The organism is Bradyrhizobium genosp. P, assembly GCF_049949265.1.
GTDB lineage: Bacteria > Pseudomonadota > Alphaproteobacteria > Rhizobiales > Xanthobacteraceae > Bradyrhizobium.
In genome coordinates this window covers 8,017,311-8,043,663 of sequence record NZ_CP188195.1, presented here as the reverse complement: position 1 = coordinate 8,043,663, position 26,353 = coordinate 8,017,311, and the positions used below count along the sequence as shown (strand labels likewise).

General features: G+C 63.1%; 26 protein-coding genes. 17 read left to right on the top strand and 9 right to left on the bottom strand.

The features are described 5' to 3' along the window. Positions 1–34 precede the first annotated feature (34 nt). Complete coding sequence (locus ACP2YO_RS38680) at positions 35–1,768, top strand: protein kinase domain-containing protein (protein WP_426443419.1); 1,734 nt, start codon at positions 35–37, stop codon at positions 1,766–1,768. 174 nt (positions 1,769–1,942) lie between these two features. Here the strand turns inward: ACP2YO_RS38680 and ACP2YO_RS38675 are convergent, their stop codons facing one another. Both ACP2YO_RS38675 and ACP2YO_RS38670 read right to left on the bottom strand, forming a co-directional pair. Beyond that, a complete protein-coding gene (locus ACP2YO_RS38675) occupies positions 1,943–2,734 on the bottom strand; it encodes an extracellular solute-binding protein (RefSeq protein ID WP_426436309.1) in 792 nt (263 codons plus the stop codon). A 280-nt stretch (positions 2,735–3,014) separates the two neighbouring features. After that, entirely contained in the window at positions 3,015–4,238 is a 1,224-nt protein-coding gene (locus ACP2YO_RS38670; RefSeq protein WP_426443418.1) for a polyhydroxyalkanoate depolymerase, read from the bottom strand. A gap of 174 nt (positions 4,239–4,412) precedes the next feature. Between ACP2YO_RS38670 and ACP2YO_RS38665 the strand changes: the two genes are divergently transcribed. The 3 genes from ACP2YO_RS38665 to ACP2YO_RS38655 all read left to right on the top strand — a co-directional run bounded on the left by ACP2YO_RS38665 (position 4,413) and on the right by ACP2YO_RS38655 (position 5,976). Next, complete coding sequence (locus ACP2YO_RS38665) at positions 4,413–5,069, top strand: glutathione S-transferase (RefSeq protein ID WP_426436307.1); 657 nt, start codon at positions 4,413–4,415, stop codon at positions 5,067–5,069. Between the two features lie 329 nt (positions 5,070–5,398). Then, on the top strand, positions 5,399–5,833 hold the full coding sequence (locus tag ACP2YO_RS38660) for a cupin domain-containing protein (RefSeq protein ID WP_426436306.1): 435 nt from the start codon (positions 5,399–5,401) through the stop codon (positions 5,831–5,833). A gap of 5 nt (positions 5,834–5,838) precedes the next feature. Further along, entirely contained in the window at positions 5,839–5,976 is a 138-nt protein-coding gene (locus ACP2YO_RS38655; protein WP_426436305.1) for a hypothetical protein, read from the top strand. Positions 5,977–6,027: 51 nt separating this feature from the next. Here ACP2YO_RS38655 and ACP2YO_RS38650 read toward each other — a convergent pair whose 3' ends face one another. After that, positions 6,028–6,285 carry a hypothetical protein gene (locus tag ACP2YO_RS38650; protein ID WP_426436304.1) on the bottom strand — a complete coding sequence of 86 codons (258 nt, stop codon included), beginning with the start codon at positions 6,283–6,285 and terminating at the stop codon, positions 6,028–6,030. A 184-nt stretch (positions 6,286–6,469) separates the two neighbouring features. Between ACP2YO_RS38650 and ACP2YO_RS38645 the strand changes: the two genes are divergently transcribed. Continuing rightward, on the top strand, positions 6,470–6,835 hold the full coding sequence (locus tag ACP2YO_RS38645; protein WP_426436303.1) for a hypothetical protein: 366 nt from the start codon (positions 6,470–6,472) through the stop codon (positions 6,833–6,835). 107 nt (positions 6,836–6,942) lie between these two features. On the opposite strand, the gene ACP2YO_RS38640 is transcribed toward ACP2YO_RS38645, so the two are convergent. Continuing rightward, positions 6,943–8,175 (bottom strand): ABC transporter substrate-binding protein, encoded by a 1,233-nt coding sequence (locus ACP2YO_RS38640; RefSeq protein WP_426436302.1) that lies wholly within the window; start codon positions 8,173–8,175, stop codon positions 6,943–6,945. Between the two features lie 300 nt (positions 8,176–8,475). On the opposite strand from ACP2YO_RS38640, the gene ACP2YO_RS38635 reads away from it, so the two are divergent. The 5 genes from ACP2YO_RS38635 to ACP2YO_RS38615 all read left to right on the top strand — a co-directional run bounded on the left by ACP2YO_RS38635 (position 8,476) and on the right by ACP2YO_RS38615 (position 13,602). Beyond that, complete coding sequence (locus ACP2YO_RS38635) at positions 8,476–9,315, top strand: AraC family transcriptional regulator (protein ID WP_426436301.1); 840 nt, start codon at positions 8,476–8,478, stop codon at positions 9,313–9,315. A gap of 130 nt (positions 9,316–9,445) precedes the next feature. Then, a complete protein-coding gene (locus ACP2YO_RS38630; RefSeq protein WP_426436300.1) occupies positions 9,446–10,372 on the top strand; it encodes an SMP-30/gluconolactonase/LRE family protein in 927 nt (308 codons plus the stop codon). 133 nt (positions 10,373–10,505) lie between these two features. Continuing rightward, the gene (locus ACP2YO_RS38625; protein WP_426436299.1) at positions 10,506–11,099 is read left to right on the top strand and encodes a GNAT family N-acetyltransferase; all 594 of its coding nucleotides are present in this window, start codon (positions 10,506–10,508) and stop codon (positions 11,097–11,099) included. 29 nt (positions 11,100–11,128) lie between these two features. Further along, the gene (locus ACP2YO_RS38620) at positions 11,129–12,772 is read left to right on the top strand and encodes a GMC family oxidoreductase (protein WP_426436298.1); all 1,644 of its coding nucleotides are present in this window, start codon (positions 11,129–11,131) and stop codon (positions 12,770–12,772) included. 203 nt (positions 12,773–12,975) lie between these two features. Then, positions 12,976–13,602: a hypothetical protein gene (locus ACP2YO_RS38615; protein ID WP_426436297.1), complete on the top strand. Its 627-nt coding sequence runs from the start codon at positions 12,976–12,978 to the stop codon at positions 13,600–13,602. An 82-nt stretch (positions 13,603–13,684) separates the two neighbouring features. Here the strand turns inward: ACP2YO_RS38615 and ACP2YO_RS38610 are convergent, their stop codons facing one another. Both ACP2YO_RS38610 and ACP2YO_RS38605 read right to left on the bottom strand, forming a co-directional pair. Beyond that, positions 13,685–15,187 carry a flavin-containing monooxygenase gene (locus ACP2YO_RS38610; protein ID WP_426436296.1) on the bottom strand — a complete coding sequence of 501 codons (1,503 nt, stop codon included), beginning with the start codon at positions 15,185–15,187 and terminating at the stop codon, positions 13,685–13,687. Between the two features lie 78 nt (positions 15,188–15,265). Further along, positions 15,266–16,108, bottom strand: a complete 843-nt coding sequence (locus ACP2YO_RS38605; RefSeq protein ID WP_426436295.1) for an AAA family ATPase — start codon at positions 16,106–16,108, stop codon at positions 15,266–15,268. A gap of 357 nt (positions 16,109–16,465) precedes the next feature. On the opposite strand from ACP2YO_RS38605, the gene ACP2YO_RS38600 reads away from it, so the two are divergent. From ACP2YO_RS38600 to sseA, 3 genes are all read left to right on the top strand, one after another. Further along, positions 16,466–17,641 carry a vWA domain-containing protein gene (locus tag ACP2YO_RS38600; RefSeq protein ID WP_426443417.1) on the top strand — a complete coding sequence of 392 codons (1,176 nt, stop codon included), beginning with the start codon at positions 16,466–16,468 and terminating at the stop codon, positions 17,639–17,641. Positions 17,642–17,755: 114 nt separating this feature from the next. After that, a complete protein-coding gene (locus ACP2YO_RS38595; RefSeq protein WP_426436294.1) occupies positions 17,756–18,166 on the top strand; it encodes a rhodanese-like domain-containing protein in 411 nt (136 codons plus the stop codon). Positions 18,167–18,193: 27 nt separating this feature from the next. Further along, entirely contained in the window at positions 18,194–19,051 is an 858-nt protein-coding gene (gene sseA / locus ACP2YO_RS38590; RefSeq protein WP_426436293.1) for a 3-mercaptopyruvate sulfurtransferase, read from the top strand. Positions 19,052–19,058: 7 nt separating this feature from the next. Here sseA and ACP2YO_RS38585 read toward each other — a convergent pair whose 3' ends face one another. Beyond that, the gene (locus ACP2YO_RS38585; RefSeq protein ID WP_426436292.1) at positions 19,059–19,892 is read right to left on the bottom strand and encodes a hypothetical protein; all 834 of its coding nucleotides are present in this window, start codon (positions 19,890–19,892) and stop codon (positions 19,059–19,061) included. 328 nt (positions 19,893–20,220) lie between these two features. Between ACP2YO_RS38585 and ACP2YO_RS38580 the strand changes: the two genes are divergently transcribed. Continuing rightward, a complete protein-coding gene (locus ACP2YO_RS38580; RefSeq protein ID WP_426436291.1) occupies positions 20,221–21,417 on the top strand; it encodes a L,D-transpeptidase family protein in 1,197 nt (398 codons plus the stop codon). A gap of 113 nt (positions 21,418–21,530) precedes the next feature. Next, positions 21,531–22,265, top strand: coding sequence for a DUF4336 domain-containing protein (locus ACP2YO_RS38575; RefSeq protein WP_426436290.1), 735 nt, complete (start codon positions 21,531–21,533; stop codon positions 22,263–22,265). A 45-nt stretch (positions 22,266–22,310) separates the two neighbouring features. Here the strand turns inward: ACP2YO_RS38575 and ACP2YO_RS38570 are convergent, their stop codons facing one another. Then, entirely contained in the window at positions 22,311–23,273 is a 963-nt protein-coding gene (locus ACP2YO_RS38570) for a D-2-hydroxyacid dehydrogenase family protein (RefSeq protein WP_426436289.1), read from the bottom strand. 116 nt (positions 23,274–23,389) lie between these two features. After that, entirely contained in the window at positions 23,390–23,641 is a 252-nt protein-coding gene (locus tag ACP2YO_RS38565) for a hypothetical protein (protein ID WP_426436288.1), read from the bottom strand. A gap of 274 nt (positions 23,642–23,915) precedes the next feature. Between ACP2YO_RS38565 and ettA the strand changes: the two genes are divergently transcribed. Then, entirely contained in the window at positions 23,916–25,565 is a 1,650-nt protein-coding gene (gene ettA, locus ACP2YO_RS38560) for an energy-dependent translational throttle protein EttA (RefSeq protein ID WP_426436287.1), read from the top strand. Between the two features lie 186 nt (positions 25,566–25,751). Next, on the top strand, positions 25,752–26,336 hold the full coding sequence (locus ACP2YO_RS38555; protein ID WP_426436286.1) for a TIGR00645 family protein: 585 nt from the start codon (positions 25,752–25,754) through the stop codon (positions 26,334–26,336). Positions 26,337–26,353: the final 17 nt, after the last annotated feature.

Genomic DNA, 26,353 nt, shown 5'->3' with positions numbered 1-26,353 from the left:
GTCGGCGAGGGACTCGTCGGGCTTGAACGAGGCGATGCCGCGCGCGCTGAAAATATCGGTCGGGCAATTCTCTGATAAGGGCCGCAAGGACGCCAATCAGGATTTTCACGGCGTGCTGATCCCCGAGGAGCCGCTGCTCGGCCTGAAGGGCATCGCCGTGGTGCTCGCCGACGGTATCTCGTCGAGCAGTGTGGGCCACATTGCGGCCGAGTCGGCGGTCAAGGGCTTCCTCACCGACTATTACTGCACCTCGGAATCCTGGTCCGTGAAGACCTCAGCCCAGCGGGTGCTGGAGGCGACCAATTCCTGGCTGCATGCGCAGACAAGGCGCAGTCCAAATCCCTACGACAAGGACAAGGGCTATGTCTGCACGCTCAGCGCCATTGTCATCAGGTCGACCACGGCGCATCTGTTCCATGTCGGCGACAGCAGGATCTACCGCGTCGCAGGCCACAGCCTCGAGCAATTGACCAACGACCACCGTGTCGTGATCTCGTCGGAGCAGAGCTATCTCGGCCGCGCGCTCGGCGTGAATCCGCAGGTCGAGATCGACTATCAGAATCTCCGGCTCGAGCGCGGCGACATTTTCCTGCTGGTGACCGACGGGATCCATGAGCATGTGCCGTCGCGGCAACTGGCGAAGATGGTCCTGGACGGCGCCGCCGATCTGGATCGGGTCGCGAAATCGATCGTCGAACAGGCGTTCGAACGCGGCAGCCCGGACAATCTCACCGCGCAGATCGTCCGGATCGACGAATTGCCCGACGGCGACGCGCGCGAAATATTCGGCCAGCCGACCGAACTGCCGCTGCCGCCGCTGCTCGACGCGCGGATGCGCTTCGACGGCTACCGCGTCGTGCGCGAGCTGCATGCATCACACCGCAGCCACATCTACCTCGCGGTCGACGAGGACACCGGCACCACCGTCACCATCAAGATCCCCTCGATCGACCTGCGCGACGATCCGGCCTATCTGAAGCGCTTCATGATGGAGGAATGGGTCGCCCGGCGGATCGACTCACCGCATGTGCTGAAACCCTGGCTGCCGCGGCGCAAGCGCAACTTCCTCTACGTCACCACGGAATATATCGACGGCCAGACGCTGACGCAGTGGATGATCGACAATCCCACTCCCTCGCTCGAGACGGTGCGCGACCTCGCCGAGCAGATCGCAAAAGGGCTGCGCGCCTTCCACCGCAGGGAGATGCTGCACCAGGACGTCAGGCCCGACAACATCATGATCGAGCACACCGGCACGGTGAAGATCATCGATTTCGGCTCGACCAGGATCGCTGGTGTCGCCGAGGCGGCGCTGTCAGGCAGCGAGGCCATCCTCGGCACCCAGCAATACACCGCGCCGGAGTACTTCCTGGGCGAGGGTGGCTCGATGCGATCCGACCTGTTCTCGCTCGGCGTGGTCACCTATCAAATGTTGACCGGGCGGTTGCCCTACGGGGCCCAGATCGCGCGCGCGCGGACGCGGACGGATTTCAACCGGCTGGTCTACCGCCCCGCGACACATCGCGGCGACATTCCGACCTGGGTCGACGGCGCGCTGGAGCGTGCGGTGCATCCGAACCCGCTCAAGCGCTATGACAGTTTCTCGGAGTTCCTGTTCGACCTGCGCAATCCCAACGCAAAATATCTCGCGACATCGTCGACGCCGCTGATCGAGCGCAACCCGGTGCTGTTCTGGAAATCGACGACGCTGCTGCTCGCGCTCGCCGTCGTCTTGCTGCTTGCTTATGGGGCGCATCATTTTCACTAGGGCAAGACGCGACGTACGTGCTCGGCTCCACCACCGGCCTATCCCCGTCATCCTGAGGTGCGAGCGCTTGCGAGCCTCGAAGGATCGACGGCCACCGGCCGGGCCGCGCATCCTTCGAGGCTCGCTCCGCTCGCGCCTCAGGATGACGGGGAGAGAGCAGACGTGCGCTGCAACCTAATGCGTTGCCGCCACCGGGATCGGGTTAAGCCCGCTCTTGACCAGCGTGTCGCGCGCGTCCGGCGAGGCGAGGAAGCTGATCAGGGCCTTGCCGGCGTCGGGCTCCTTCGACACGGTGGCGATGCCGGCGGAGAATACCGTGATCTTCTGGATCGCATCAGGCAAGGGACCGACGATGTCGATGCCGGCAACCGGCTTGAGCTCAGAGATCTGCTGCAAGCCGATCTCGGCCTCGCCCTTGGCGACGATCTCGCCGACGGGGGTTGCCGGAATCTTCCGCGCCTTGTCCTTCATCGCATCGGTGATGCCGAGCTTTCCGAACATCTCGGTCGAGACGTAGACGCCGCTCGCGCTGTCGGAATAGGCGACCGATTTTGCCGCCAGCAGCGCCTGCTTGACTGACTCAGCCGAGCTGATGTCGGGCTTCGGTGCGCCCGATTTCACCGCAATCCCGATCGGCGAGTTGACGAGGTCGACGCGGCTGTCCGAGACCACCTTGCCCTGCTTGATGAGGTCGCCGAGCGCATAGCCGACCATGATCAGCACATCCGCCGGCTCGCCGCGCTCCAGCCGCACCGGAATGGCGTTTGTGGTGGTGCCCATCGACGGTCCGAAGGCGGTCACGACCTTGTTCCCGGTCTTGCGCTCGAATTCCGGCACCAGCGCCTTGTAGGCCGCGGTCAGCCCGCCCGAGATCATGACGTGGACTTCGGCGGCGGATGCGACTGAGGTGAAGGCGAGGGCGCTGACGAAGGCAAGCGCGAGAGTGCGGAAGGAAAGGCGGCGCATGGAGGTTTCTCCCGGAGACGATTCTTGGGGCGCGCGGTGTCGTCGTGGCGGGGGAACGATACTTCGCGAAGAGATGCAGGACCAGAGGTCGCCTCGGTTTCAGCTATGCTCAGGAGTGCGACGAGTGCGCCACCTCTCCCGGAGGGAGAGGTCGAATTTCGAGTGCAGCCGAAATTCGGGTGAGGGGTGTCGCTCTATCGATGGAACCTCAACCCCTCACCCGGCGCTACGCGCCGACCTCTCCCAATGGGAGAGGTGGACGATAGCGGCGCGAACCCGCTCAAGAATTCACATGCACGAAATCTCGCAGCAGCGGGTAGATCTCGTTGTTCCAGCGTTTGCCCGAGAACACGCCGTAATGGCCGACGCCGGCCTGCATGTGGTGCACCTTGCGATAGGTCCGCACGCCGGTGCAGAGGTCTTGCGCGGCGAGCGTCTGGCCGATCGAGCAGATGTCGTCCTTTTCGCCTTCCACCGTCATCAGGCCCATGCGCTTGATCGCGGCCGGATTCACCGGACGGCCGCGATGCATCAGTTTGCCCTGCGGCAGCAAATGCTCCTGGAACACGTCGCGGACGGTCTCGATGTAGAAATCGGCCGGCAAATCCATCACGGCGAAATATTCGTCATAGAAGGTCTTGATCAGCTCGGCCTTGTCGATCTCGCCCTTGGCGAGATGATCGGCGAGGTCGATGTGCTGCTTGATGTGCCGCTCCAGATTCATCGACACGAAGGCCGTGAGCTGCACGAAGCCGGGATAGACCTGCCGGAACGCGCCCTTGCACTGGAACGGTACGTAGTTGATCAGATTGTCCTCGAACCAGTTGATCGGCTTGCTCTTGGCGAACCCGTTGACCTTGGTTGGCAGGATTCGTGTGTCGATGGGACCTGCCATCAGCGTCAGCGACGCCGGTCGCGCCGGATGGTTTTCCTCCGACATCACGGCGGCCGCCGCCAGCGCGGAGACCGAAGGCTGGCAGATCGCCACCATGTGCGCGCGGGGCCCGAGCTTGTCGAGGAAGTCGATCAGATGGTCGGTGTAGTCCTCCAGCCCGAAGCGGCCGGCCGCGAGCGGGATGTCGCGCGGATTGTGCCAGTCGGTGATGTAGACGTCGTGGTCCTGCAGCAGCGTCTTCACGGTGCCGCGGAGTAGTGTCGCGAAATGGCCGGACATCGGCGCCACCAGCAGCAGCCGCGGCTGTTCGGGCGCATCGATCTTCTTGAAGTGCAGCAGCGAGCCAAACGGTGTCGCATAAGCGACTTCCTCAGTGACCTCCAAGTCCCGGTTGCCGACCTTCACGCGGCCGATGGCATAGTCGGGGCGGCTGTAGGTCAGGCTGGAGCGGGAGATCAGCTCGAGCGCCGCCGCAAGCCGGCCGAACACCCGGTCCGAGACGCCCTGTGGTACGAAGTTGAGGTATTTCAGCGCCGCCGCGGCTCCCGTCCGCCACGGTGCCGTGAGGTCCATGTGGTTCTGGTAGGCTTGGTACATCATTGACATCATACGCATCCGCCCTTGCCCTATGGTGCTATGCAATATCGACGCCAAAGCGGGCGGGGGCCGCCTTGCAAATTGGCACGTGGCTTGCTGCAAAAATGCTCGGCGCTCATGCCTTGGGCAGGGCGCCCCGCCCCCGGGCGGCGCATCGGGGGAAGCGTTCAGGCGTGAGGAATGGGCATGGCGGACACGACACTCACCATCAGCAGCAAGAACTATTCGTCCTGGTCGCTGCGCGGCTGGCTTCTGGCGAAGTTTGCCGGGCTGGAGTTCGAGGAGATGGTCACCCCGCCCGACGACGCCTCGGCCAAGGCCGAATTGCTGCTGCTGTCGTCCTCGATCCTGGTGCCATGTCTTCGCCATGAGGGGGCGACGGTCTGGGACACGCTGGCGATCGGCGAGTATCTCAACGATCTGATGCCGCATGCCGGCCTGCTGCCGGAAGACCGCGTGCTGAGGGCGCATTGCCGCTCGATCTGCGGCGAAATCCACTCCGGCTTCACCACGCTGCGGGCCTCGCTGCCGGTCAACCTCAAGGGGCACTTCCCCGGATTCAAGATCTGGTCGCGCGCGCAGGCCGATATCGACCGGGTCTGCGTCATCTGGCGCGATTGCCTGGCCAAATCGGGCGGCCCGTTCCTGTTCGGCGAGCGCCGCACCATGGCCGACGCGATGTATGCCCCGGTCGTCACCCGCTTCATGACCTATGACGTGAAGCTCGACGCGCAGCTTTCAGCCTATGCCAAGACCATCATGACGATGCCCGAAATGGCCGAATGGATCGAGGCGGCGAAGGCCGAGCCGGCCGACGTCGAGGAGCTTGAGGTCGAATATTAGGCAGTCGGCTGCCCGGCCTGCCCGTATCGGCGGCTCAAGCGCAGGGCAGGCTTTGCTCAACGGACGTGCCGCCGGCGGTCGGGTTGGCCCTCGCACCGGATCGCGGCGGGACGCGAGCCGGCACACGTGCAACGCGAATTCACGCTTTGCAGCAAGCGCTTCCGCCGCGAAGACCAAGACGCGCAGCAACCCCGCCGCCGCAATGCGCGGCTGGCAAGGATTTCGCATAGCAAACATCGAGCTGTGACCGCGACGATGCGACGCTGCCGAAAATTTGGACGCTGAGCCCGCGCCGCGATCTCGCGAAAACGAGAACCGTGGAGGCTTTCATGAATCAGCACGCCGTCGTCAGCAAATTCTCCCACGTCAAACCCGGTGATACCGATTTCAAGGAAGGAGGTCTGCGCGACTTCTTCCTGTATCGCGACCTCGGCATCGCCGACGCCACCAGCGGGCAGGTGATCTGCCACCTGGTCAAGGCCAATCCCGATCTGCCGCCGGAAGAAGGTACCGGCTGGCACAAGCATCTCTGCGATTTCCAGATCGTCATCATGACCAAGGGCTGGGCCCGCTTCATGTATGAGGACAAGGAGACGCTGGTCGAGGCCGGCGACGTCATCCATCAGCGTCCGGGCATCACCCACTATCTGTTCGATTACTCGAAGGACATGGAATACCTCGAGATCGTCAGTCCCGCCGATTTCAAGACCGTCGATGTCGATCCGGGGACGGACAAGGTGCCTGCGCCCACGCCCTGGGCTTGATCGGCATGTCATCGGCGGAGGAATTAACCTTTGTGGTCGGCCGCTGGTTGCGGCCGATCGTCATGATTCTGCATGTGGTGCGCTGGTTCGGCCTGATGACCATATCTAGCCGTGAACAACGGAGTACGGCGCTCGATCAGTGATTCGGGCGCGGTTCGTTCTAGCAGCGTTCCGAATCCTAAGACGACGTGCCGCTAAGTCGCGTTTTGAGACAATGCGCCGGCAGCCAGCGTCGCGGCCGCATGCCTGTCGCGCGGCAGGCGCCAGCCGATGACGTTGGCTTCGACCGCGCCGCCGGTTGCGTCATTGCGCCACTGGCCGTCGACGAAGCGGCAGGCGAACGGCAGCTGATACGTCCCGCTGTGATCCTCACAAAGCACTTCCACGCGCTGGTTGGGCGAAGGTTCGCCATGGCCATCGAATTGCGCCAGCCGTTTTTCGCGCGTTGCCATGTGATCTGTCTCCATCGTCAAGGGTTCGAACCAAACAAGTTCCGAAGGCCCCCCCGTCCCCACGAGAAGTTCCCCGCAATCGACCGAGCACACCGCGTGAATGCGGTATCAGTATGGTATGTCTCCCTTGCTCTCAGCGTCGGGAGCACAAAGCTGTGAATGACGCGTCTGATCGGGGATGTTGATGATCGCTCGTTTTGCTGTTGTGGTTCTCGTGCTGCTTGCACTCGGCGCAGGCCACGCGTATGCGCAGGATGTCCCCGGCATCGAAATCTGCACCGTCGAAAAAACCATGGAGCGGCGCACCAGCTGCCTGCAGAGCAATGTCGATTTCCTGCAGAAGACGATCAGCAAGCTCACATCAGATCATCAGCAGAAGCTCGATGCCGCCAACCGCCAGATCGACGGTCTGAAGAGTGCGGTCGCGAGCTTGCAGAAGCTCGTCGCTGATCTGCAGACCGCGCAGGGCAAGCTCGTCGACGAGTTGAGCAAGAAGGCCGACGCACCGGCCGCGAAGGATGCGACACCGGCGAAGCCGGGGACGAAGTAGAGAGAGTCTATCCGCGAATTCGCTGTACCTCCCCCGCAAGCGGGAGAGGGAGCGCAGTTTCTTCGCGGCGGTCGTGCGCCCCGTCTTATCCAGGCGTCGGTCAGACCCTACGCGCCCTTCTCGCCGCTCATGATCGGGCCGAACAGCTCCCAGCTCTCGCCCTTGAAGCGCATCATCTGAAGCTGCTCGAGCGGGGCGTAATCGTCTGGACCGGTCTTGATCTTGGTGCCAGGCAGATAGATGCCGATCTCGAAGTTCAAATTGGCGGCCTGCTTCATCACGTTCTCGCGGGTGAGGTTGTCGCCGCACTGCTTCAACACCTGCTCGAGACCCTTGGCCACGCCATAGCCGAACACGGTCGAGGCATCGTCCTGATCGCCTTCGGGGTACCATTTGTTCATGAAAGCGCGCCATTCGACCATGGCCGGATCGTTCTTCCAGGCGGGATCCTTGGGGTCCTTGAGGTATTGCGTGGAGAGGACGCCCTGGCTTGCCTCATAGCCGGCTGGATGCATCACGCCCGCGATCGAAGCGGAGACGTTGGTCACGAACTGGGCCGGATGCCAGCCGAGTTCGGCGACCTTCTTGATCGCCTGCGCCGCGAATTTCGGCGTCGCGATGTTGACGAAGATATCAGGATTGGCGCCCTTGATCTGCACGATCTGGGAATCCACCGTGGGCGACGATGTCTCGTAGGAAGATTCGATGACGATCAGCTTCTTGGCCTCGTCGCCGAGCCCTTCATGCAGGCCGATCAGGTAGTCTTTGCCGAAATCGTCGTTCTGGTAGAGCACGCCGATCGTCTTGCCCGGATAATTCTTCAGGATGTACTTGGCGTAGATGCGCGCTTCCACCTGGTAGCTGGGCTGCCAGCCCATCGTCCACGGAAAATCCTTCGGATCGTTCCATTTGGCGGCGCCGGTGGAGACGAACAGCTGCGGCACCTTCTTGGCATTCATGTATTTCTGGATCGCCGTGTTGCCCGGCGTGCCCAACGGATTGAAGATCAGCAGCACCTCGTCGCTTTCGACGAGCTTGCGGGCCTGCTCGACCATTTTCGGCGGGCTGTAGGCGTCATCGTAGGAGATGAAATCGATCTTGCGGCCGTTGATGCCGCCCTCGCTGTTGAGCTTCTTGAAATAGGCCGCCTCGGTCTTGCCGATGGTGGCGTAGGCGGATGCCGGGCCGGAATAGGGCATGATGTTGCCGACCTTGATCTCGGTGTCGGTCGCGCCCGGATCGTATTTCTTTTGCGCGTTGGCCGCGCTTGCGACCGCAACCGCGAGACATCCCGCAAGTGCGGCGGATTGGGCATAGCTCAAGAGTCGGCGATGCATCATTGTCCTCCCTGACGTGCTGGCCGCGGCTCATGCAGTCTTGATGGTCGGCTGCTTGTCGTGAGCCGTCGGATCGATGCGGCGCCAAGTATGCACGATTGGGACCATGTTACCAGCAAGCCCTTTGGAGTAATTTCCGTGCAGCGGAACCGCAGGGTTTCGGCCGCCGCGCAGCAAGCACTGTCAAGCGCCGCGCTCGGCAGCGGTGCATAATGCGCACAAATTAGCGTCTTGTTTGAGCATGATCTCTTCGGAAAACCGCTACACACTTTTCCGGATCATGCTCCAGGAAAGCCGTCGTTCATGAATCCAGCCCAGAAGGCGCTCTGGTACATCGAAAGCCATCTCGGTGCGCCGCTGACGCTCGACGAGATATCAGGCGTCGCCGGCGTCTCGCGCTTCCATCTGGTGCGGGCGTTTGCGGAGGCGACCGGGTTCTCGGTGATGCGCTATGTGCGGGCCCGCCGCCTCAGCGAGGCCGCGCGCGAGCTTGCCGCCGGTGCGCCCGACATCCTCAGCCTCGCGCTGGATGCGGATTACGGCTCCCACGAAGCATTCACCCGCGCGTTCCGCGACCATTTCGGCGTCACGCCGGAAACGGTGCGCGCGACACCCTGCCTGAAGACGCTCAAGCTCCAGGAGCCGATCACCATGATCTCGACAGCCCTCGATCATCTCGATCCGCCGCGCGTTGCCACCGGCAAGGCGTTCCTCGTCGCCGGCATCGGCGAACGCTACAACCACGCCAACGGCAGCACCGCCGGCATCCCGAACCAGTGGCACGAATTCCACGTGCAGTGCCCGAGCATTCCCCGCCATGTCGGCAAGATCGCCTATGGCGTCTGCTGCAACGGCGACGACGCCGGCAATTTCGATTACATCGCAGGTATCGAGGTCGCCGATTTCTCAGACCTGCCGCGCGAGTTCGCGCGGGTGCGGATTCCAGAACAGAAATATCTCGTATTTGCCCACACGGACCACATCTCGACCATCCGCCGCACCGTCAACACGATCTGGAATCGCTGGCTGCCGCAGTCCGGCATGAAGGTCGCGGACGCCCCGAACTTCGAGCGCTACGATGAGAGTTTTGATGCGAGCACCGGTCATGGCGGCCTCGAGATCTGGGTGCCGGTGAAGGAATAACCGCCGGGCAGCGTTGCGCCCGTGATTGCTTGGCAAGCCGGAACGACTTTGCCATAACGGGGCGAAACAACATGTTGCGCGTGCGGGCCTCGACGGAATCCGCCGGCAGCCAACGAGCCGGGAGGATGCCATGGCCAATATCCGTGTTCTCGCCACCGATCTGGAGTTTCCCGAGGGTCCGGTGGTTATGCCTGACGGTTCGGTCGTGCTGGTCGAAATCCGCGGCCAGCGGCTGACGCGGGTTTATCCCGACGGGCGCAAGGAAGTGGTCGCGAAGATGCCGGGTGGGCCGAATGGCGCGGCGCTCGGCCCCGACGGCAAGATCTATGTCTGCAACAATGGCGGGTTCTCCTGGATCCCGACCGGCAAGATGATCATGCCGGGGCCGCAGCCGGGTGACTATCTCGGCGGCTCGATCCAGCGCGTCGATCTGCAATCCGGCAAGGTCGAGACCGTGGTGACAAAATGCGGCGAGCACGAACTGCGCGGGCCGAACGATCTGGTGTTCGACAAGCAGGGCGGTTTGTGGTTCTCCGACCTCGGCAAGCGCCGCGCCCGCGACATGGATGTCGGCGCGTTCTACTATCTTAAGCCCGGCATGAGCGAAATTGTCGAGGCCGTGCACGGCATCCTGCCGGCCAACGGCATCGGACTGTCGCCGGATGAAAAGACCGTCTACATCGCGGAGACGCCGACGGCGCGGCTGTGGGCCTATGAGGTCTCCGAGCCCGGCACGATCAAGCCGCGCGACGTGATCTATCGCGGCGAGCGCGGCAAGCCGATCGCGGGCCTCGGCGGCTATCAGATGTTCGACTCGCTTGCGGTCGAAGCGAACGGCAATGTCTGTGTGGCGACGCTGGTCTCCGGCTGCATCTCGGTGATTGCGCCTGACGGCACGCTGGTCGAGCAGGTGCCGACCGGCGACCGCGTCACCACCAACATCGCCTTCGGCGGCCCCGAGCTGAAGACGGCCTACATCACGCTGTCAGGCAAGGGCGAACTGATCGCGATGGACTGGCCGCGGCCGGGATTGCCGCTGAATTTTCTGAACAAGTGATGCCCACCGTCATTGCGAGGAGCGAAGCGACGAAGCAATCCATTTGTCCGCGCACGCGGAAAGATGGATTGCTTCGCTTCGCTCGCAATGACGGCTAGAATGAGCGGACGACTTCGTACTCAAAGGATACAAAATGCCTTGGCTTGAACCGGTCACCCTTCGCGGCGCGCATGCGCGGCTTGAACCGCTGTCGCACGATCACCTCGGTGGACTGACCGAAGCCGTCAGCGATGGCGACCTCTGGAAGCTCTGGTACACAGCGATTCCGAAACCGGAGAACATGGCCAAGGAGATCGACCGCCGGCTCGGCCTGCAGGCCGCCGGCTCGATGCTGCCGTTCACGGTGTTCGATGCCGCAGGCCAGATCTCAGGCATGACGACCTACATGAACGTCGACACGCCGAACCGCCGCGTCGAGATCGGTTCGACCTGGTACGCCAAGCGTGTGCAGCGCAGCGCGGTCAACACGCAGTGCAAACTGCTTTTGCTGACCCATGCCTTCGAGAAGCTCGATTGCATCGCCGTCGAGTTCCGCACGCATTTCTTCAACCATCAGAGCCGGCGCGGCATCGAGCGTCTCGGTGCCAAGCAGGACGGCATCCTGCGCAGCCACCAGATCGCGCCGAACGGCACGTTGCGTGATACCGTGGTTTACAGCATCATCGCCAGCGAATGGCCTACAGTGAAGGCGCATCTCAATTTTCAACTCAACGAAAAGGCGCGCTGACGTTCATATCAGCGCCAGAAAAAGAGACGATGGAAACGTTCGATTATGTGATCATTGGCGCAGGCTCCGCCGGAAGCGTGCTGACCAACCGGTTGAGTGAGGACGCGGGCACCAAGGTTTGCGTGCTGGAGGCGGGACCAAGCGACTGGCATCCCTACATCCATCTGCCGGCCGGCTTCATCAAGACCTTTCACATGAAGAGCGTGAACTGGGCCTATCAGCAGGAGGTGGGTCCCTACACCGGCGGGCGTAGCATCTATGCCCCGCGCGGCAAGACGCTCGGCGGCTCGTCGTCGATCAACGGCCATATCTACAATCGCGGCCAGCGCCAGGATTTCGACACCTGGGCGCAGCTCGGCAATCGCGGCTGGGGCTATCCCGACGTGCTGCCGTATTTCCGGCGGATGGAGCGGCGGGTCGGCGAGGGCGATGACACCTATCGTGGCCGCGACGGCAATCTGACGGTCACCACGATGGATTGGCAGGACCCGCTCTGCGAAGCCTTCATGAACGGTGCTGTGAGCCTCGGCATCCCGCGCAACACCGATTACAACGGCCAGATTCAGGAGGGCGTGTCCTACTGCCAGCGCACCATCCAGAACGGACTGCGCGTGAGCGCCGCGACCGCGTATCTGCATCCGGCGCGGAAACGGCCGAACGTCGATGTGCGCACCCATGCGCATGTCACCGGCATCATCTTCGAGGGCAAGCGCGCGGTCGGCGTGCGCTACAACAGGGGTGGCAAGTACGGAGATCCGATCGAGATCCGCGCCAGCAAGGAGGTCATCCTTTCCGGTGGTGCCTACAATTCGCCGCAGGTGCTGCAGCTCTCCGGCGTCGGTTCGCCCGGCCTGTTGCAGTCGCATGGCATCGAGGTGCGCCACGCGTTGCCGGGTGTTGGTGAGGGTCTGCAGGATCACTACGCGCCGCGCTCGGTGGCGCGGGTGAAGAACATCCGGACCATCAACGAAATGCGTCGCGGCCTCAGCCTGTGGGTCGAGGCGCTGAAATGGGCGACGACGCGGCGCGGGCTGCTGTCGCTGTCGCCGACCATGGTGTACTGCTTCTGGCATTCCGGCGAGACCACCGAGAGCTCCGACCTCCAGCTCACCTTCACGCCGGCGAGCTACAAGGAGGGCGTGCAGGGCCAGCTCGAGGACGAGCCCGGTATGACGGTCGCCTCGTGGCAGCAGCGGCCGGAGAGCCGCGGCTATGTCCGCATCCGCTCGGCGGATCCGTTCCAGCCACCGATCATCCAGACGAATTATCTTGCCGAAGAACTCGATCGCCGCGTCGTCGTCGCCGGCATGAAGCTGGCGCGCCGGCTGCTCGCCTCCGAGCCGCTGAAGCCGTATTTTGCGTACGAGGATTTTCCAGGTCCGAAGGTGCAGGGCGACGACGAATTCCTCGCGGCCGCGACCGAGCGCGGGACGACGACGTTCCATCCCGGCTGCACCTGCCGGATGGGGCCGGCGGACGCGCCATGGGCCGTGGTCGACGACCAGCTTCGCGTGCACGGCATGGAAGGCCTGCGCGTGATCGACGCCTCGATCATGCCGCGGATGATCTCGGCCAATCTCAACGCATCCACGCTGATGATTGCCGACAAGGCCTCCGACATGATCCGGGGGAAGGCGCCGGAAGTGACGGTGAAACTGCCGGAGTATGCGTGAGGGTTGCTTCGATTGGCATGGCTGGGTCGGAACGAACGGCAGAACACCCGCTTCTAAGCGCGCTAGCACGTTGGCGCGGGCGGGGTCCAACACAGGTTGCATTCGAGGCACTTGGGTTTTCGATCCACAGAGCATGGCAAGACGAAATCATCCAGCTCTGCGGAGATGGGCAATCAGAGTTGCTTCATCGATACTGGGACGAAGTGGCTCTCGAGACGATGCAATCGCTCGGACAGGGAAACTCAGATGGGCGTACCTTCCTCATTGAGCCAACTTATCGCTCTGCTTTTTTGGACGAACTATTTGCCGTTAGGCCTGCGATTGAGCCGCCGTATCAAAACCCGCCGCTTCTCAGGTGTTTGTTCGACCACACCAAAAAGGTGTGGGAGGATCCGGAATTTCGAGAAAGCCGGGTTACATTCTACAGTGGATTGCAGAGGGCGGAAGGCCATCGGCTCGGACTCGACATGGAGCGCAGATTGGAAAGGAAGTCGGATGTTGTCCCCTTCTTGGATCAATTTTGCAGAGCGCTGGGGTTCGAAGCTCGCTCACGAAACCGTTGGCGAAAGAAAAGCGGAGATGTTGTCTTTGAGGTTGGCGTGTGGCTCGGTGGCAATGTTTTTCGCCTGCGGTCTCCGCTAAAATTTCGAATCTTTCATGTGAACGAACCAAGATTTGCCTTCGAAACTGAGGGGGCCGCCGTACTGAATCGGCTGGTTCCGGGGGCAGGCATGTACGGGCGATGGAGCAGCGACCTCGACTATATTCTCGGCGTCAGAGCTCTAATTGAGCTGTTCAATGCAATTGCCGGCACATTAGCTGATGCTTAGCTCCTTCCAAAGTCATCGCGAGCTGAGCGAGAAGGGCTTCCTTGTCGCTTGGCTCTCGCAATGAGTAATGGATAGAAGGAGCTCAGCCGTAAACGAACGCCTTGTCCTTGAGATCGATCGCCGGGAATTCGTCCTTCTCGGCCCAGTAGTCCTGATTGTGCTGCCATTCCGGCTTGTCGCCGCGCTTCGGCAACAGGTGCATGCCTCGCATCATGTAGCCGGGGTTGAAGTTCTCCGGGTCGATCCACGGCAGCAGCGGCATGTTGTGATCTTCCGGGCGCAGTGCCGGCGTCACCTTCTTCGCGCCGGTTGCCTTCATGTGGTTGAGCATGCGGCAAACGAAATCGGCGACGAGATCGACGCGCAAGGTCCAGCTGGCGCGGAAATAGCCGAACACCCAGACGAGGTTCGGCACGCCGGTGAACATCATGCCGCGATAGGTCACGGTGTCCTTGAAATCGAGCGGCTTGCCGTCGATCTCGAACTCGATGTCGCCATTGGCGGAGAGGTGAAAGCCGGTCGCGGTGATGATGATGTCGGCCTCGAGCTCGCTACCGGATTTGAGCAGGATGCCCTTCTCGGTGAAGCGGTCGATCTCGTCAGTCACGACCGAGGCGTTGCCGTCCCTGATCGCCTGGAACAGGTCGGCATCCGGAACAAAGGCGATGCGTTGCCGCCACGGCCGGTAGCGCGGCGTGAAGTGGGTGGCCATATCGTAATCCTTGCCGAGAACGGCCTCGACAGCCGCCAGCAGATCCTTCTTGGCGCCCTCGGGATCGGCAAATGTCCGTTTGGTGAAGGCATCCTGCTCGAACAGGATCTTGCGGCGGGTGATCTCGTGGATCCAGTGCTCGTCGACCTGCAGCTTGCGCAGTTCCTCGGCGATTTCGATCGCGTTGCGGCCGGTGCGGAAATAGGTAGGCGAGCGCTGCAGCATGGTGACGTGGCCGACATCCTTGGCCAGCGCCGGGATCAGGGTTGCGGCGGTCGCGCCGGAGCCGATCACGACGACGCGCTTGCCCTTGTAGTCGAGATCCTCGGGCCATTTCTGCGGATGGATGATCGGGCCCTTGAACTTGGCCATATCGGTCCACTCCGGCGTGTAGCCTTCGGTGTGGCGGTAATAGCCTTGGCACATCCAGAAGAAATGGGTGGTGAAGCGCAGCATCTCGCCGGTGTCGAGCCTGACGGCATCGATGGTCCAGAGATTGGTCTCGTTCGACCATTTCGCCGCCGTGATGGTGTGGCGATAGCGGATATGGGGCGCGAGATCGTTCTCCTCGATCACCTCGCCCATGTATTTCAGGATCTCGGCCGCGCTTGCGATCGGCGCGCTGGTCCACGGCTTGAAGCGATAGCCGAAGGTGTGCAGGTCGCTGTCGGAGCGGATGCCGGGATAGCGGTGGGTCGACCAGGTGCCGCCGAATGTTGCCTGCGTCTCCAGCGCCACAAAGTTGGTGCCCGGACATTGCGTGGTGAGGTGATAGGCGGCGCCGACGCCGGAGATGCCGGCGCCTGCGATCAGGACGTCGAAATGCTCGGTGGTAACGGGCTCGGCGGCGCGGATTTGGCTCTGGACGTTCATCTTCCCTGGTCTTCTTTTTGGTTGAGGTGCGGGAACAAAACGCCGGAGCCAAGGCCCCGGCGTTTGCCGATATCGGAACTAGACTTCGCGGCGGCTCAGGAATGCGAGCCGCTCGAACAGATGGACGTCCTGCTCGTTCTTGAGCAGCGCGCCGTGCAGCGGCGGGATCAGCTTGCGTGGATCGCGCTCGCGCAGCATCTCCGGCGTGATGTCCTCGTTCAGCAACAGCTTGAGCCAGTCGAGCAGCTCCGAGGTCGAGGGCTTCTTCTTCAGGCCAGGCACCTCGCGCACCTCGAAGAAGATGCGCAGTGCCTCTTCCACCAAACGCTTCTTGATGTTCGGGAAGTGCACGTCGACGATCTTGTTCATCGTGTCGACGTCGGGGAACTTGATGTAGTGGAAGAAGCAGCGGCGCAGGAAGGCGTCCGGCAGCTCCTTCTCGTTGTTCGAGGTGATCATCACGATCGGGCGCAGCTTAGCCTTGATGGTCTCGCCGGTCTCGTAGACATGGAACTCCATGCGATCGAGCTCGAGCAGCAGGTCGTTGGGGAATTCGATGTCGGCCTTGTCGATCTCGTCGATCAGCAGCACCGGCCGCTTCTCGTGGGTGAAGGCGTCCCACAGCTTGCCGCGCTTGATGTAGTTCTTGATGTCGGAGACGCGCGCGTCGCCGAGCTGGCTGTCGCGCAACCGCGACACCGCGTCGTATTCGTAGAGGCCCTGCTGCGCCTTGGTGGTGGACTTGATGTGCCAGGTGAGCAGCGGCGCATCGATCGCCTTGGCGACTTCCTCGGCCAGCACGGTCTTGCCGGTGCCGGGCTCGCCCTTCACCAGCAGCGGGCGCTCGAGCACGATGGCGGCATTGACGGCGACCTTGAGGTCATCGGTGGCGACGTAGTCTTTGGTACCCGTGAATTTCATCGATCTCTTTGCCTTGGTTCGTTCGTCGGCGGCTCGGGCCGCAACATGAAACGACCGCTCTCGCAGCGGTCGCATGGCCTGTCCAATCTCTCGTCAGGTGCAATTCTAGTTGAAAAAGCGGGGCGGTCTAGCGCGGATTCCGCAGCGCAGCGGTGCCCAGGGCCGCATTGGCATGGAATGTCAGGCATCATCTTTCCGCTGTGCGGAATGCATCGTCTTGCTAGGAACGCTCCTGCAGCCGTCTCGGCCCGGCCCAGGGCCGTCGGGGGTGGCGGGCGAAAGTGGATGGCTGATCTCGGGGCGAAGCACGTCGGGGGCCCCTTGACGCCACCGGCCCCGCGGGCGATCTAGGTGGGTATGTTCCTGCAGTTTTTCACATCGCTGCGAGACGCCCAGGTCCCCGTGACGCTACGGGAATATCTGACGTTGATGGAAGCGCTCGACGCCGACCTCGCCGATCAGACGGTCGAGAACTTCTATTATTTGTCCCGCACCGCGCTGGTGAAGGACGAGCGCAACCTCGACAAGTTCGACCGCGTGTTCGGCTCCGTGTTCAAGGGGCTCGAGAGCCTGCTCGACGCCATGGGCAAGGCGGAGATCCCCGAAGAGTGGCTGAAGAAGCTCGCGGAGAAATATCTCACCGAGGACGAGAAGAAGCAGATCGAGGCCATGGGCTGGGACAAGCTCATGGAGACGCTGAAGAAGCGCCTCGAGGAGCAGAAGGGCCGCCACCAGGGCGGCAGCAAATGGATCGGCACGGCAGGCACCTCGCCGTTCGGCGCCCATGGCTACAATCCCGAAGGCGTGCGCATCGGGCAGGAGAAGAACCGCAACAACCGCGCCGTGAAGGTGTGGGACAAGCGCGAGTTCAGGGATCTCGACGGCAATGTCGAGCTCGGCATCCGCAACATCAAGGTCGCGCTGCGCCGCCTGCGCAAGTTCGCGCGGACCGGCGCGCCTGACGAGCTCGATCTCGACACCACGATCCAGGAGACCGCCAACCACGGCTATCTCGACGTGCACATGCGCCCCGAGCGGCGCAACGCCGTCAAGGTGCTGGTGTTCTTCGACATCGGCGGCTCGATGGATTCGCATATCGAGCAGGTCGAAGAGCTGTTCTCCGCCGCCAAGACCGAATTCAAGCACATGGAGTATTTCTACTTCCACAACTGCCTCTATGAGGGCGTCTGGAAGCAGAACAAGCGGCGCTTCACCGATCGCACGCCGACCTGGGACGTGCTGCACAAGTACCCGCACGACTACAAGGTGGTATTCGTCGGCGATGCCTCGATGTCGCCCTACGAGATCATGGTCCCCGGCGGTTCGGTCGAGCATGTCAATGAGGAGGCCGGCTCGATCTGGCTCGACCGCATCATCCGCACCTATCCGCACGCGGTGTGGCTGAACCCGGTCGCGCAGAAGCACTGGGACTACTCGGAATCGACCACCGTCATCCGCCGCATCTTTTCCGAGCGCATGTATCCGATCACGATCGAGGGTCTGGAGCATGCGATGCGGGAACTGGTGCGGTGATTGTCTCCGTCATTCCGGACAGACGCGAAGCGGCTGATCCGGAATCTCGAGATTCCGGGTTCGATGCTTCGCATCGCCCCGGAATGACAACCAAGAAGATGTAAGGGAGAGCCCATGCCCCAGACCATTCACCGCGGCATCAAGGCGCTGATCGACGAGGCCAATGCCGAGATCGAGACGATAGCCGCAAAGGATGCGATCACGCTGATCGGCAAGGACGACGTCGTGATCGTCGATATCAGGGATCCCCGCGAGATCGAGCGCGATGGCAAGATCCCGGGCGCATTTGCCTGCACCCGCGGCATGCTGGAATTCTGGATCGATCCGAACAGTCCCTATGCCAAGCCGATCTTCCAGGAAGACAAGAAGTTCGTCTTCCACTGCGCCGGCGGCCTGCGCTCGGCGCTCGCCGCCAAGACCGCGCAGGACATGGGCCTGAAGCCGGTCGCCCATATGGGCGGCGGCTTCGCCGCCTGGCGCGACGCCGGCGGCCCGATCGAGGCGTGGGAGCCGAAGAAGAAGTGAGGGCAAAGCCCTCGGGGACATCGCAGCATGACCACAACCGACGATCCGCTTGTTTCGACCGAATGGCTTGCCGCGCACCTCGGCGACGCCAATGTGAAGGTCCTTGACGCCACCTTCAAGCTGCCGGGCGTGCTGCCGCTGCCGAAGGACGACTATCTCGCCGCGCATCTTCCGGGCGCGGTGTTCTTCGATGTCGATGGCGTGTCGGATCATTCCAACCCGCTGCCGCACATGTTTCCAAGCGCCGAGCAATTCGGTCGTGATATCGGCGCGCTCGGTATCGGCAATGCCGACACCGTCGTGATCTATGATGCCGGCGGCTGGGTCGCCGCGCCGCGCGCCTGGTGGATGTTCCTGTCCTATGGCCACCGCAACGTGCGCATTCTCAATGGCGGGCTGAAGAAGTGGCGCGCCGAGGGCCGGGCGGTCGAGAGCGGCGAGGTGAAGCCGCGCCCTGCAACCTTCAGCGCGGCCTACGATGCCAAGCGCGTGCGCAGCATCGAACAGATGATCGCCAATGTCGAAAGCCGAGCCGAGCAGGTGATCGACGCGCGCGCCGCCGAGCGCTTCGAGGGTCGTGCGCCGGAGCCGCGGCCTGGCATCCGCGCTGGCCACATCCCGGGCGCCCGTAACGTGCCCTACAACAATCTGTTCGATGCCGCGACCGGCGCGATGAAGCCGCTCGACGATCTGCGCGCGGCGTTCACCGGCGCTGGTGTGAAGCTCGATGCGCCGATCGTCACGAGCTGCGGCTCCGGCGTCTCGGCCGGCGTGTTGACGCTCGCGCTCTACCGGCTCGGCGTCAACGACACCGCGCTGTATGACGGCTCGTGGTCGGAATGGGGGCAGGCGAGCGGCCCGCCGATTGCAACCGGGCCGGCGTGAATGTCAGCTATTGCCGCTGAACGGCCGTGATCGTGGTCGGCTGGCCGAACGGATCCAGGGCCTGTTGTTGAACAACCGTCTTCCGGGCGTGACGCGCACGCGCAATCCGCCGCCGCTCCTTCCGGTGCGCCGGCTTGCCGGTCGCGCTGTGGTCAGGCTTCTTCGCCTCCACAGCCTTGGCCGCGGGAGGTGACGGGATCACGACTTCGGGGCCGCCCAGCGTTGCGATCCTGGTCGCAGCGGCAATCGCCTCGGGCGACGGCGGCGCCACAGTTTCCGGCTCAACTATCGCCGGCCCAGTTGCAGCGGGCGCGGGCTCACTGGTCACGGCCGGCGGCTCGGTCACCGCGGCGAGCTTGGGCTCGGTCGGCGCGGGCGCCGCTTCGGCGGCAGCCGGTGCGGGTTGCTGTGTCGCCGGCTCCGCTGCGGCCGGCGCTAGCGGAGCGGCCTCTGCCGGCAGCGCGGACGCGGTGGTCTCTACAGGCGGTGCCTCCGATTTCGGAGTGGCCGGCGGTGGCAGATCATCCGTCTTCACCGCGGCGATCTTGTCGGGCTCGGCGGGTGGCGACACTTCCGCAGGCGCTGTCGCTTCGGATATCGATGGGGCCGGAGTTTCTGCCGTCGCCTTGCCCGCGGGCGGCGGGTCGACACGCAGCATGGCAAGGACAGGCGGGGTCTGCGTCTGCTGCGCGAATTGCGGCTCGCGTGGTGCCGGGCGCGCGGGGATGCTGGCAAATTCCTCATGGGCGGCGCGGAACAACGCCGCGGCACCCAACCCGAACACCAAAATCGACGTCGCCAGCACGATCGCCGCGAACAAGAAACGAAGGCCGGGCAGCATGGTCGCGAGTTCCCCCTTCTGCGGGAGGTCTTGATGACAAGGGAACGCGGTGACCACACAAAGAAAGCCGGCGTCGCGAGCGCGAATCAGGCCGATTCGAGGATATCGCAACGTCCGGAGGCTGTTCGTTACAAAATGCGAGCGCCTGATGACTTTGGGCGCGTGGACAAACTTTCCCAAGTCGTGAGACATCTTTGCCGCAGCGGTCACACGAGATCACAAAATGCCCGAATTGGGCCGAGTTTCGAGGATTTGTCTTGAATGCGCCGCTATCTTCCGTCATGTGGCCGTTAACAGTCCGGTGTGCCTTGGGGACTATACAAGAGCGATGATGATCAACCGCATTCTGACGATCTGCGCTGCCGCGGCTCTCGGCGTGGCGGGAACCTCGTTTGCGCATGCGCAGCAGGGTTATCCGGCTCCCCGAGGCCAGGCCTATTCGGCGCCGCAACCTTATCCGCAGGGCAACATGCCCAATTTCGACGCGCTGGACGACGACGACGCGCCGCAGGATTCGGCTGCGCTACCGCCACCCGGCCCGGTGATGTCGCCGGATGATCCGCGCTATGGCCGTCCGATGAACGCGCCCCCGGTTTACTCCGATCGCGCACCGGCGGGTCCCGTGATGTCGCCTGATGATCCGCGTTACGGCCGACCCATGAGCCCGCCGCCGGTGATCTATGCGGATCGTCCGCAGGGCGCGCCGCAGCAGGCCTATCGTGACAACGGCGTTCCGGCCGCAGGCGTCGTCTATCCCGCCAATCCGTACGGCAATGATCGCAGCGGCATGCGTCCGCCGGATGCGGTCGGTGTCACCGGGTCGGTGCCCCCGCAGCAAGCCCCGGTCGGTGCCGATGGCCAGCCGGTGCAGCTCGCAGCGCTTCCGCCGGATGAGCAGCCCGAATCCGGCCTGGCGCAACTGGCGCCGAATCTGCGCCGCCAGGAAGTGGCGTTTCCGACGAAGGAACCGGCTGGCACCATCGTCGTCGATACGCCGAACACCTACCTCTATTACATCCTCGGCGGTGGCCGGGCGATCCGCTACGGCGTCCGCGTCGGCCGCGATGGCTTCACCTGGACCGGCGTTCAGAAGATCACCCGCAAGGCCGAGTGGCCGGATTGGCATCCGCCGCCGGAAATGATCGAGCGCCAGCCCTATCTGCCGCGCTTCATGGCCGGCGGACCCGGCAACCCGCTTGGCGCCCGCGCGATGTATCTCGGCTCGACCGTGTATCGTATTCACGGCACCAACCAGCCGTCGACCATCGGCAAGTTCGTCTCGTCGGGCTGCATCGGCATGCTGAACGAAGACGTCTCCGACCTGTTCGATCGCGCCAAGGTCGGCACCCGCGTGGTCGTGATGCCCGGCAGTCCGCCGCCGGGAACGACGGCCGACGCCGCGCCGGTGCCCGGAAGCCCGATGGCTGCCGCTGGTCCAGCGCCGTCCCAGGCCCAGGTCGCGCCGTTGCCCGGTACCCAGCCGACCACTGTCCAGCCGCTGCCCGCGCCTGTCACGGTCCGCTAAGCCGGCCACCACTCATTTCAAGAAAGGCGCGCGAACAGCGCGCCTTTTTTGTTGCAACCAGCCGACTTGTCTCGACGTTGCCGTTCCGAGGCAACGCGATGCAGGAAGCCGGCTTGACATATCCGCCGCTGAACACGCCGAAGCCGGTTGCCGACGGGGTGTGGATCGTCGACGGACCGGTGATCCGGTTCGGCCCGTCCTGGCTCAGCGCGCCGTTTCCAACACGTGCAACGATAATTCGATTGCCCGACCAGAGGCTGTTCATCCATTCGCCGACGCCGTTGATGGGTGACCTCAAGGCCGAGATCGCGCGCTTGGGAATACCCAGCTGGATCATCGGGCCGAACCGGTTGCATTACTGGTGGATACAAGACTGGCATGCAGCCTATCCCGAAGCGCGCGTCTTTCTCGCCCCTGGGATCGCGCAGCAGGCCGGCGTCCGGCTCGGGTTCGATGGCGAGCCGCTGGATCGGCAATCGGGTTATCCTTGGGACGACTGGATCGCGACGCTTTCGGTCGCCGGCAGCTACATGACAGAGATCGTGTTCTTCCACCGCCCGTCGCGAACGTTGCTGCTGACCGATCTGATCGAGAATTTCGAAACCGAAAAGATCGGCTCGCCCGTGATGCGGTTGCTGACCTGGGCCGGCGGCGTGCGCGATCCCGATGGCAGCACGCCGCGCGACCTGCGGCTGACATTCTCGCGGAACCGAGCCGCGATGAAGGCTGCCGTCACCCGCATGATCGCGTGGGATCCACAACGGATCATCCTCGCTCACGGGCGCTGGTACGACCGTGACGGTGGCGCCGAACTCCGCCGCGCATTTCGCTGGATCCTGAAGCCTTGACCGCCTCGCGGCTCCTCCCCGCGCCCGCGATTGAAGCGCGCGGCCTCAGGCCAGACGCCGAGGCGGCTCGCCGCCTTTTGTGAAAGTGTCGATGCACTCGACCATCTGCTGATAATGCGTTTGCAAGCTCTCACGCGTCGCGTAGCCGAGATGCGGCGTGATCACGATATTGTCGAGCTTGCGGAACGGGTGGTCTGATGGCAGCGGCTCGACCGAAAACACGTCGATGCCGGCCCCGGCGATCTTCCTGGCGCGCAGCGCCGCGAGGAGGGCGTCTTCATCGACGATCGGGCCGCGCGCGCTGTTGACGAGATAGGCCGACGGCTTCATCCGCGCGATGTCTGCGGCACCGACCAGTCCGCGCGAGCGAGGGCTCAGCACGACATGGATGGTGACGATGTCGGCGGTCGAAAACAGCTCCTCCTTGCTGGCATAGCCAACGCCGGCCTCCTTGCACTTCTCGGGCGTGAGGTTCGGGCTCCAGGCGATGACCTTCATGCCGAACGGCTTGGCCATGCCAGCAACCTTGCTGCCCAGCTTGCCGAGCCCGACGATGCCGAGCGTCTTGCCCTCGATCTCGGTGCCGGCAAAGGTCTGCCAGGGCTCGCCGGCGTGCATCCGCGCGTTCTCGCGGCCGATGCCGCGCGTCAGTTCCAGGATCAGGCCCATGGTCAGGGCCGCGGTGGGGTCACGGCTATATTGCGTGCCGCAGAACAAAACCTTGCGGTCCTTGGCCGCTTCGATGTCGATCGAGGCATTGCGCATGCCCGAGGTGATCAGGAGCTTCAGCTTGGGCAATGCGTCAAACAGCGCGCGCGGAAACGCAGTGCGCTCCCGCATCGCGCAGATGATCTCGAAATCCTTCAGCTTGGCCGCGGCATCCGCCTCGCTTGCGAACGGCTTGTCGAACACGGTGACGTCGACACGGTCCTCGATCCCGGGCCAGTCGGCGACCGAGAGGGCGAGGTCAAAATAGTCGTCGAGGATTGCACAGCTGAGCCGCGTCATCGGGAGGTCCGTTCATGGCGAGGGCGACGGCGGAAATGAACCGTCGGGGGCTCGTCATGGTCGCGCGCAATCGGCGGACGCGCAAGCGGCGGCAGTTACCAAAAGAGAGACAGCAGTTATGCGGATGGAGACGCCTTGCGCGCCTTCCCGGTCCGGATTTCGGCGAGCATCGACTGCACCGCGGGTGACAATCCCACGTGCTTGGCGCGCCAGGCCGGGCCCGGGCCGCGCATATAGTGCAGTTCCGGCCGATAGGGGTTGAACGCCTTGTCCACGAATGCACGCCAGAAGGCGCGAAGTTCGGCGAACGGCTTGGCCTCGCGGGCGGTGGCCGGGCGCGGAAGCGATGCCGAAGTGATGGTAGCCATAACACGGCCTCTGCTTGTTCGATCGCGGTTCTGCCGCGAAAAACGCCGTTTTCGGCGCTGAAAACCAGTTTTGGCCTGATTTATTAAAAGATAGTTTCAATTGTCGTGATCCAGGGCACACAAGGGTGTGCCCGCGCACACATGGTATCGAACCCGTATTCACCCGTGGTGAATGAACGGAAAACGGGCCGCGTGTGGTTGCGCTTTCAGGGTGCGGCCGTTACATCGGCGGCAGCAAAATTTCCACAAATCCTCTCGATTGCAGGGACCGCGGATGGCTCGCCAATTCGTCTATTTCATGCAGGGTCTGACCAAGAGCTACCCGACCCGCAAGGTGCTCGATAACGTTCATTTGAGCTTCTACCCGGACGCCAAGATCGGCGTGCTCGGCGTCAACGGCTCGGGCAAGTCGACGCTGCTCAAGATCATGGCCGGCCTCGACAAGGAATATAACGGCGAGGCCTGGGTCGCAGAAGGCGCCCGCGTCGGCTATCTCGAACAGGAGCCGCAGCTCGATGCCACGCTCTCGGTCCGCGACAACGTCATGCTGGGCGTCGCCAAGCAGAAGGCGATCCTGGATCGTTACAACGAACTGGCGATGAACTATTCCGATGAGACCGCCGACGAGATGACCAAGCTGCAAGACGAGATCGAGGCCGCGGGCCTTTGGGATCTCGACAGCAAGGTCGACCAGGCAATGGATGCGCTGCGCTGCCCGCCTGACGACGCCGATGTGACGAAACTATCCGGCGGTGAGCGCCGCCGTGTCGCACTCTGCAAGCTGCTGCTCGACCAGCCCGAACTGCTGCTGCTGGACGAACCGACCAACCACCTTGACGCCGAGTCCGTATCTTGGCTGGAAGGCCATCTGCGCAACTATCCCGGCGCGATCCTGATCGTGACCCATGACCGCTACTTCCTCGACAACGTGACGAGTTGGATCCTCGAACTCGACCGCGGCAAGGGCATCCCCTACGAGGGCAATTACTCATCCTGGCTGCAGCAGAAACAGAAGCGGCTCGAGCAGGAAGGCCGCGAGGACGCCGCGCACCAGAAGACGCTGGCCCGCGAGCAGGAGTGGATCGCATCCTCTCCGAAGGCACGCCAGGCCAAGTCGAAGGCGCGCTATCAGCGCTATGAAGATCTGCTGAAACAGGCGAGCGAAAAGCAGACCCAGGTCGCGCAGATCACGATCCCGGTCGCTGAGCGTCTGGGCCAGAACGTCGTGGATTTCGAAGGCCTCAGCAAAGGTTTTGGCGACCGCATGCTGATCGACGATCTCACCTTCAAGCTGCCGCCGGGCGGCATCGTCGGCGTGATCGGTCCGAACGGCGCCGGCAAGACCACGCTGTTCAGGATGATCACCCAACAGGAGACTCCGGATAAGGGCTCGATCACGGTCGGCGAGAGTGTTCATCTCGGTTACGTCGACCAGTCGCGCGACGATCTCGACGGCAAGAAGAACGTCTGGGAGGAGATTTCCGGCGGTAACGAACTGATCCTGCTCGGCAAGCGGGAAGTGAACTCGCGCGGCTACTGCTCGTCATTCAACTTCAAGGGCGCCGACCAGCAGAAGAAGGTCGGCGCGCTGTCCGGCGGTGAGCGCAACCGCGTGCATCTTGCCAAGATGCTGAAGTCGGGCGCCAACGTGCTGCTGCTCGACGAACCGACCAACGACCTCGACGTCGACACACTGCGCGCGCTGGAAGAGGCGCTGGAGGATTTCGCCGGCTGCGCCGTCATCATCAGCCATGACCGCTGGTTCCTCGACCGCATCGCGACCCACATCCTGGCCTTCGAGGGCGAGAGCCATGTCGAATGGTTCGAGGGCAACTTCCAGGATTACGAAAAGGACAAGATGCGCCGGCTCGGCCAGGACAGCATCATCCCGCATCGCGTGAAGTACAAGAAGCTGACGCGTTGAATCGACCAACCACTTTCATGGCCGGGCTTGTCCCGGCTGTGACGGGTCTGTGCATGGTCGCGCTGCGACGGGATTGCAGGATCGTGACCGCATCACGGCGCAATCTGCGGCCAGTTGTCGCTTTTCAAGCGCGCGCGATTGCGTAGATTGAGTGCTCCGCCAATCCAGTCCCGCGAGCTATCCAACATGTCCGCCATTTCAGACGCGCCCGCCCCCGTGAAGGGACGGTCGATGCGTCCGATTCCGATGCTGATCTTCGGATCGCGCTGGCTGCAACTACCGCTCTATGTCGGACTCATCATCGCCCAGGGCGTTTATGTCGTGCTGTTCCTCAAGGAGCTGTGGCATTTGTTCGCCCATGCCTTCGATTTCAGCGAGCAGCAGATCATGCTGGCTGTCCTCGGCCTGATCGACGTCGTCATGATTTCGAACCTCTTGGTGATGGTGATCGTCGGCGGCTATGAGACCTTCGTGTCGCGCCTCAATCTGCAGGGGCATCCTGACGAGCCGGAATGGCTCAGCCACGTCAACGCCAGCGTGCTGAAGATCAAGCTGGCGATGGCCATCATCGGCATTTCCTCGATCCATCTGCTGCGGACCTTCATCGAGGCCGGCGGCCTCGCGTCCGGCAAAACCGGCTACACCGAAACCGGCGTGATGTGGCAGACCATCATCCACACCGTGTTCATCCTGTCGGCCATCGGCATCGCCTATGTCGACAAGCTGTCCAACGGTGCGATCGAGGCAGCCAAGCAGCAGACTGCGCATTGATGGCGGCCTCGGCGCTC

Excerpts from the sequence above, each read along its gene's own strand:
- ACP2YO_RS38680 (WP_426443419.1), top strand. The coding sequence starts at position 35 with ATGCCGCGCGCGCTGAAAATATCGGTCGGGCAATTCTCTGATAAGGGC.
- ACP2YO_RS38675 (WP_426436309.1), bottom strand. The coding sequence starts at position 2,734 with ATGCGCCGCCTTTCCTTCCGCACTCTCGCGCTTGCCTTCGTCAGCGCC.
- ACP2YO_RS38580 (WP_426436291.1), top strand. The coding sequence starts at position 20,221 with ATGATGATCAACCGCATTCTGACGATCTGCGCTGCCGCGGCTCTCGGC.
- sseA (WP_426436293.1), top strand. The coding sequence starts at position 18,194 with ATGACCACAACCGACGATCCGCTTGTTTCGACCGAATGGCTTGCCGCG.
- ACP2YO_RS38555 (WP_426436286.1), top strand. The coding sequence starts at position 25,752 with ATGTCCGCCATTTCAGACGCGCCCGCCCCCGTGAAGGGACGGTCGATG.
- ACP2YO_RS38645 (WP_426436303.1), top strand. The coding sequence starts at position 6,470 with ATGATCGCTCGTTTTGCTGTTGTGGTTCTCGTGCTGCTTGCACTCGGC.
- ACP2YO_RS38655 (WP_426436305.1), top strand. The coding sequence starts at position 5,839 with ATGTCATCGGCGGAGGAATTAACCTTTGTGGTCGGCCGCTGGTTGCGG.
- ACP2YO_RS38660 (WP_426436306.1), top strand. The coding sequence starts at position 5,399 with ATGAATCAGCACGCCGTCGTCAGCAAATTCTCCCACGTCAAACCCGGT.
- ACP2YO_RS38640 (WP_426436302.1), bottom strand. The coding sequence starts at position 8,175 with ATGATGCATCGCCGACTCTTGAGCTATGCCCAATCCGCCGCACTTGCG.
- ACP2YO_RS38605 (WP_426436295.1), bottom strand. The coding sequence starts at position 16,108 with ATGAAATTCACGGGTACCAAAGACTACGTCGCCACCGATGACCTCAAG.
- ACP2YO_RS38585 (WP_426436292.1), bottom strand. The coding sequence starts at position 19,892 with ATGCTGCCCGGCCTTCGTTTCTTGTTCGCGGCGATCGTGCTGGCGACG.
- ACP2YO_RS38665 (WP_426436307.1), top strand. The coding sequence starts at position 4,413 with ATGGCGGACACGACACTCACCATCAGCAGCAAGAACTATTCGTCCTGG.
- ACP2YO_RS38565 (WP_426436288.1), bottom strand. The coding sequence starts at position 23,641 with ATGGCTACCATCACTTCGGCATCGCTTCCGCGCCCGGCCACCGCCCGC.
- ACP2YO_RS38670 (WP_426443418.1), bottom strand. The coding sequence starts at position 4,238 with ATGATGTCAATGATGTACCAAGCCTACCAGAACCACATGGACCTCACG.
- ACP2YO_RS38610 (WP_426436296.1), bottom strand. The coding sequence starts at position 15,187 with ATGAACGTCCAGAGCCAAATCCGCGCCGCCGAGCCCGTTACCACCGAG.
- ettA (WP_426436287.1), top strand. The coding sequence starts at position 23,916 with ATGGCTCGCCAATTCGTCTATTTCATGCAGGGTCTGACCAAGAGCTAC.
- ACP2YO_RS38625 (WP_426436299.1), top strand. The coding sequence starts at position 10,506 with ATGCCTTGGCTTGAACCGGTCACCCTTCGCGGCGCGCATGCGCGGCTT.
- ACP2YO_RS38595 (WP_426436294.1), top strand. The coding sequence starts at position 17,756 with ATGCCCCAGACCATTCACCGCGGCATCAAGGCGCTGATCGACGAGGCC.
- ACP2YO_RS38620 (WP_426436298.1), top strand. The coding sequence starts at position 11,129 with ATGGAAACGTTCGATTATGTGATCATTGGCGCAGGCTCCGCCGGAAGC.
- ACP2YO_RS38630 (WP_426436300.1), top strand. The coding sequence starts at position 9,446 with ATGGCCAATATCCGTGTTCTCGCCACCGATCTGGAGTTTCCCGAGGGT.
- ACP2YO_RS38650 (WP_426436304.1), bottom strand. The coding sequence starts at position 6,285 with ATGGCAACGCGCGAAAAACGGCTGGCGCAATTCGATGGCCATGGCGAA.
- ACP2YO_RS38600 (WP_426443417.1), top strand. The coding sequence starts at position 16,466 with ATGTTCCTGCAGTTTTTCACATCGCTGCGAGACGCCCAGGTCCCCGTG.
- ACP2YO_RS38635 (WP_426436301.1), top strand. The coding sequence starts at position 8,476 with ATGAATCCAGCCCAGAAGGCGCTCTGGTACATCGAAAGCCATCTCGGT.
- ACP2YO_RS38570 (WP_426436289.1), bottom strand. The coding sequence starts at position 23,273 with ATGACGCGGCTCAGCTGTGCAATCCTCGACGACTATTTTGACCTCGCC.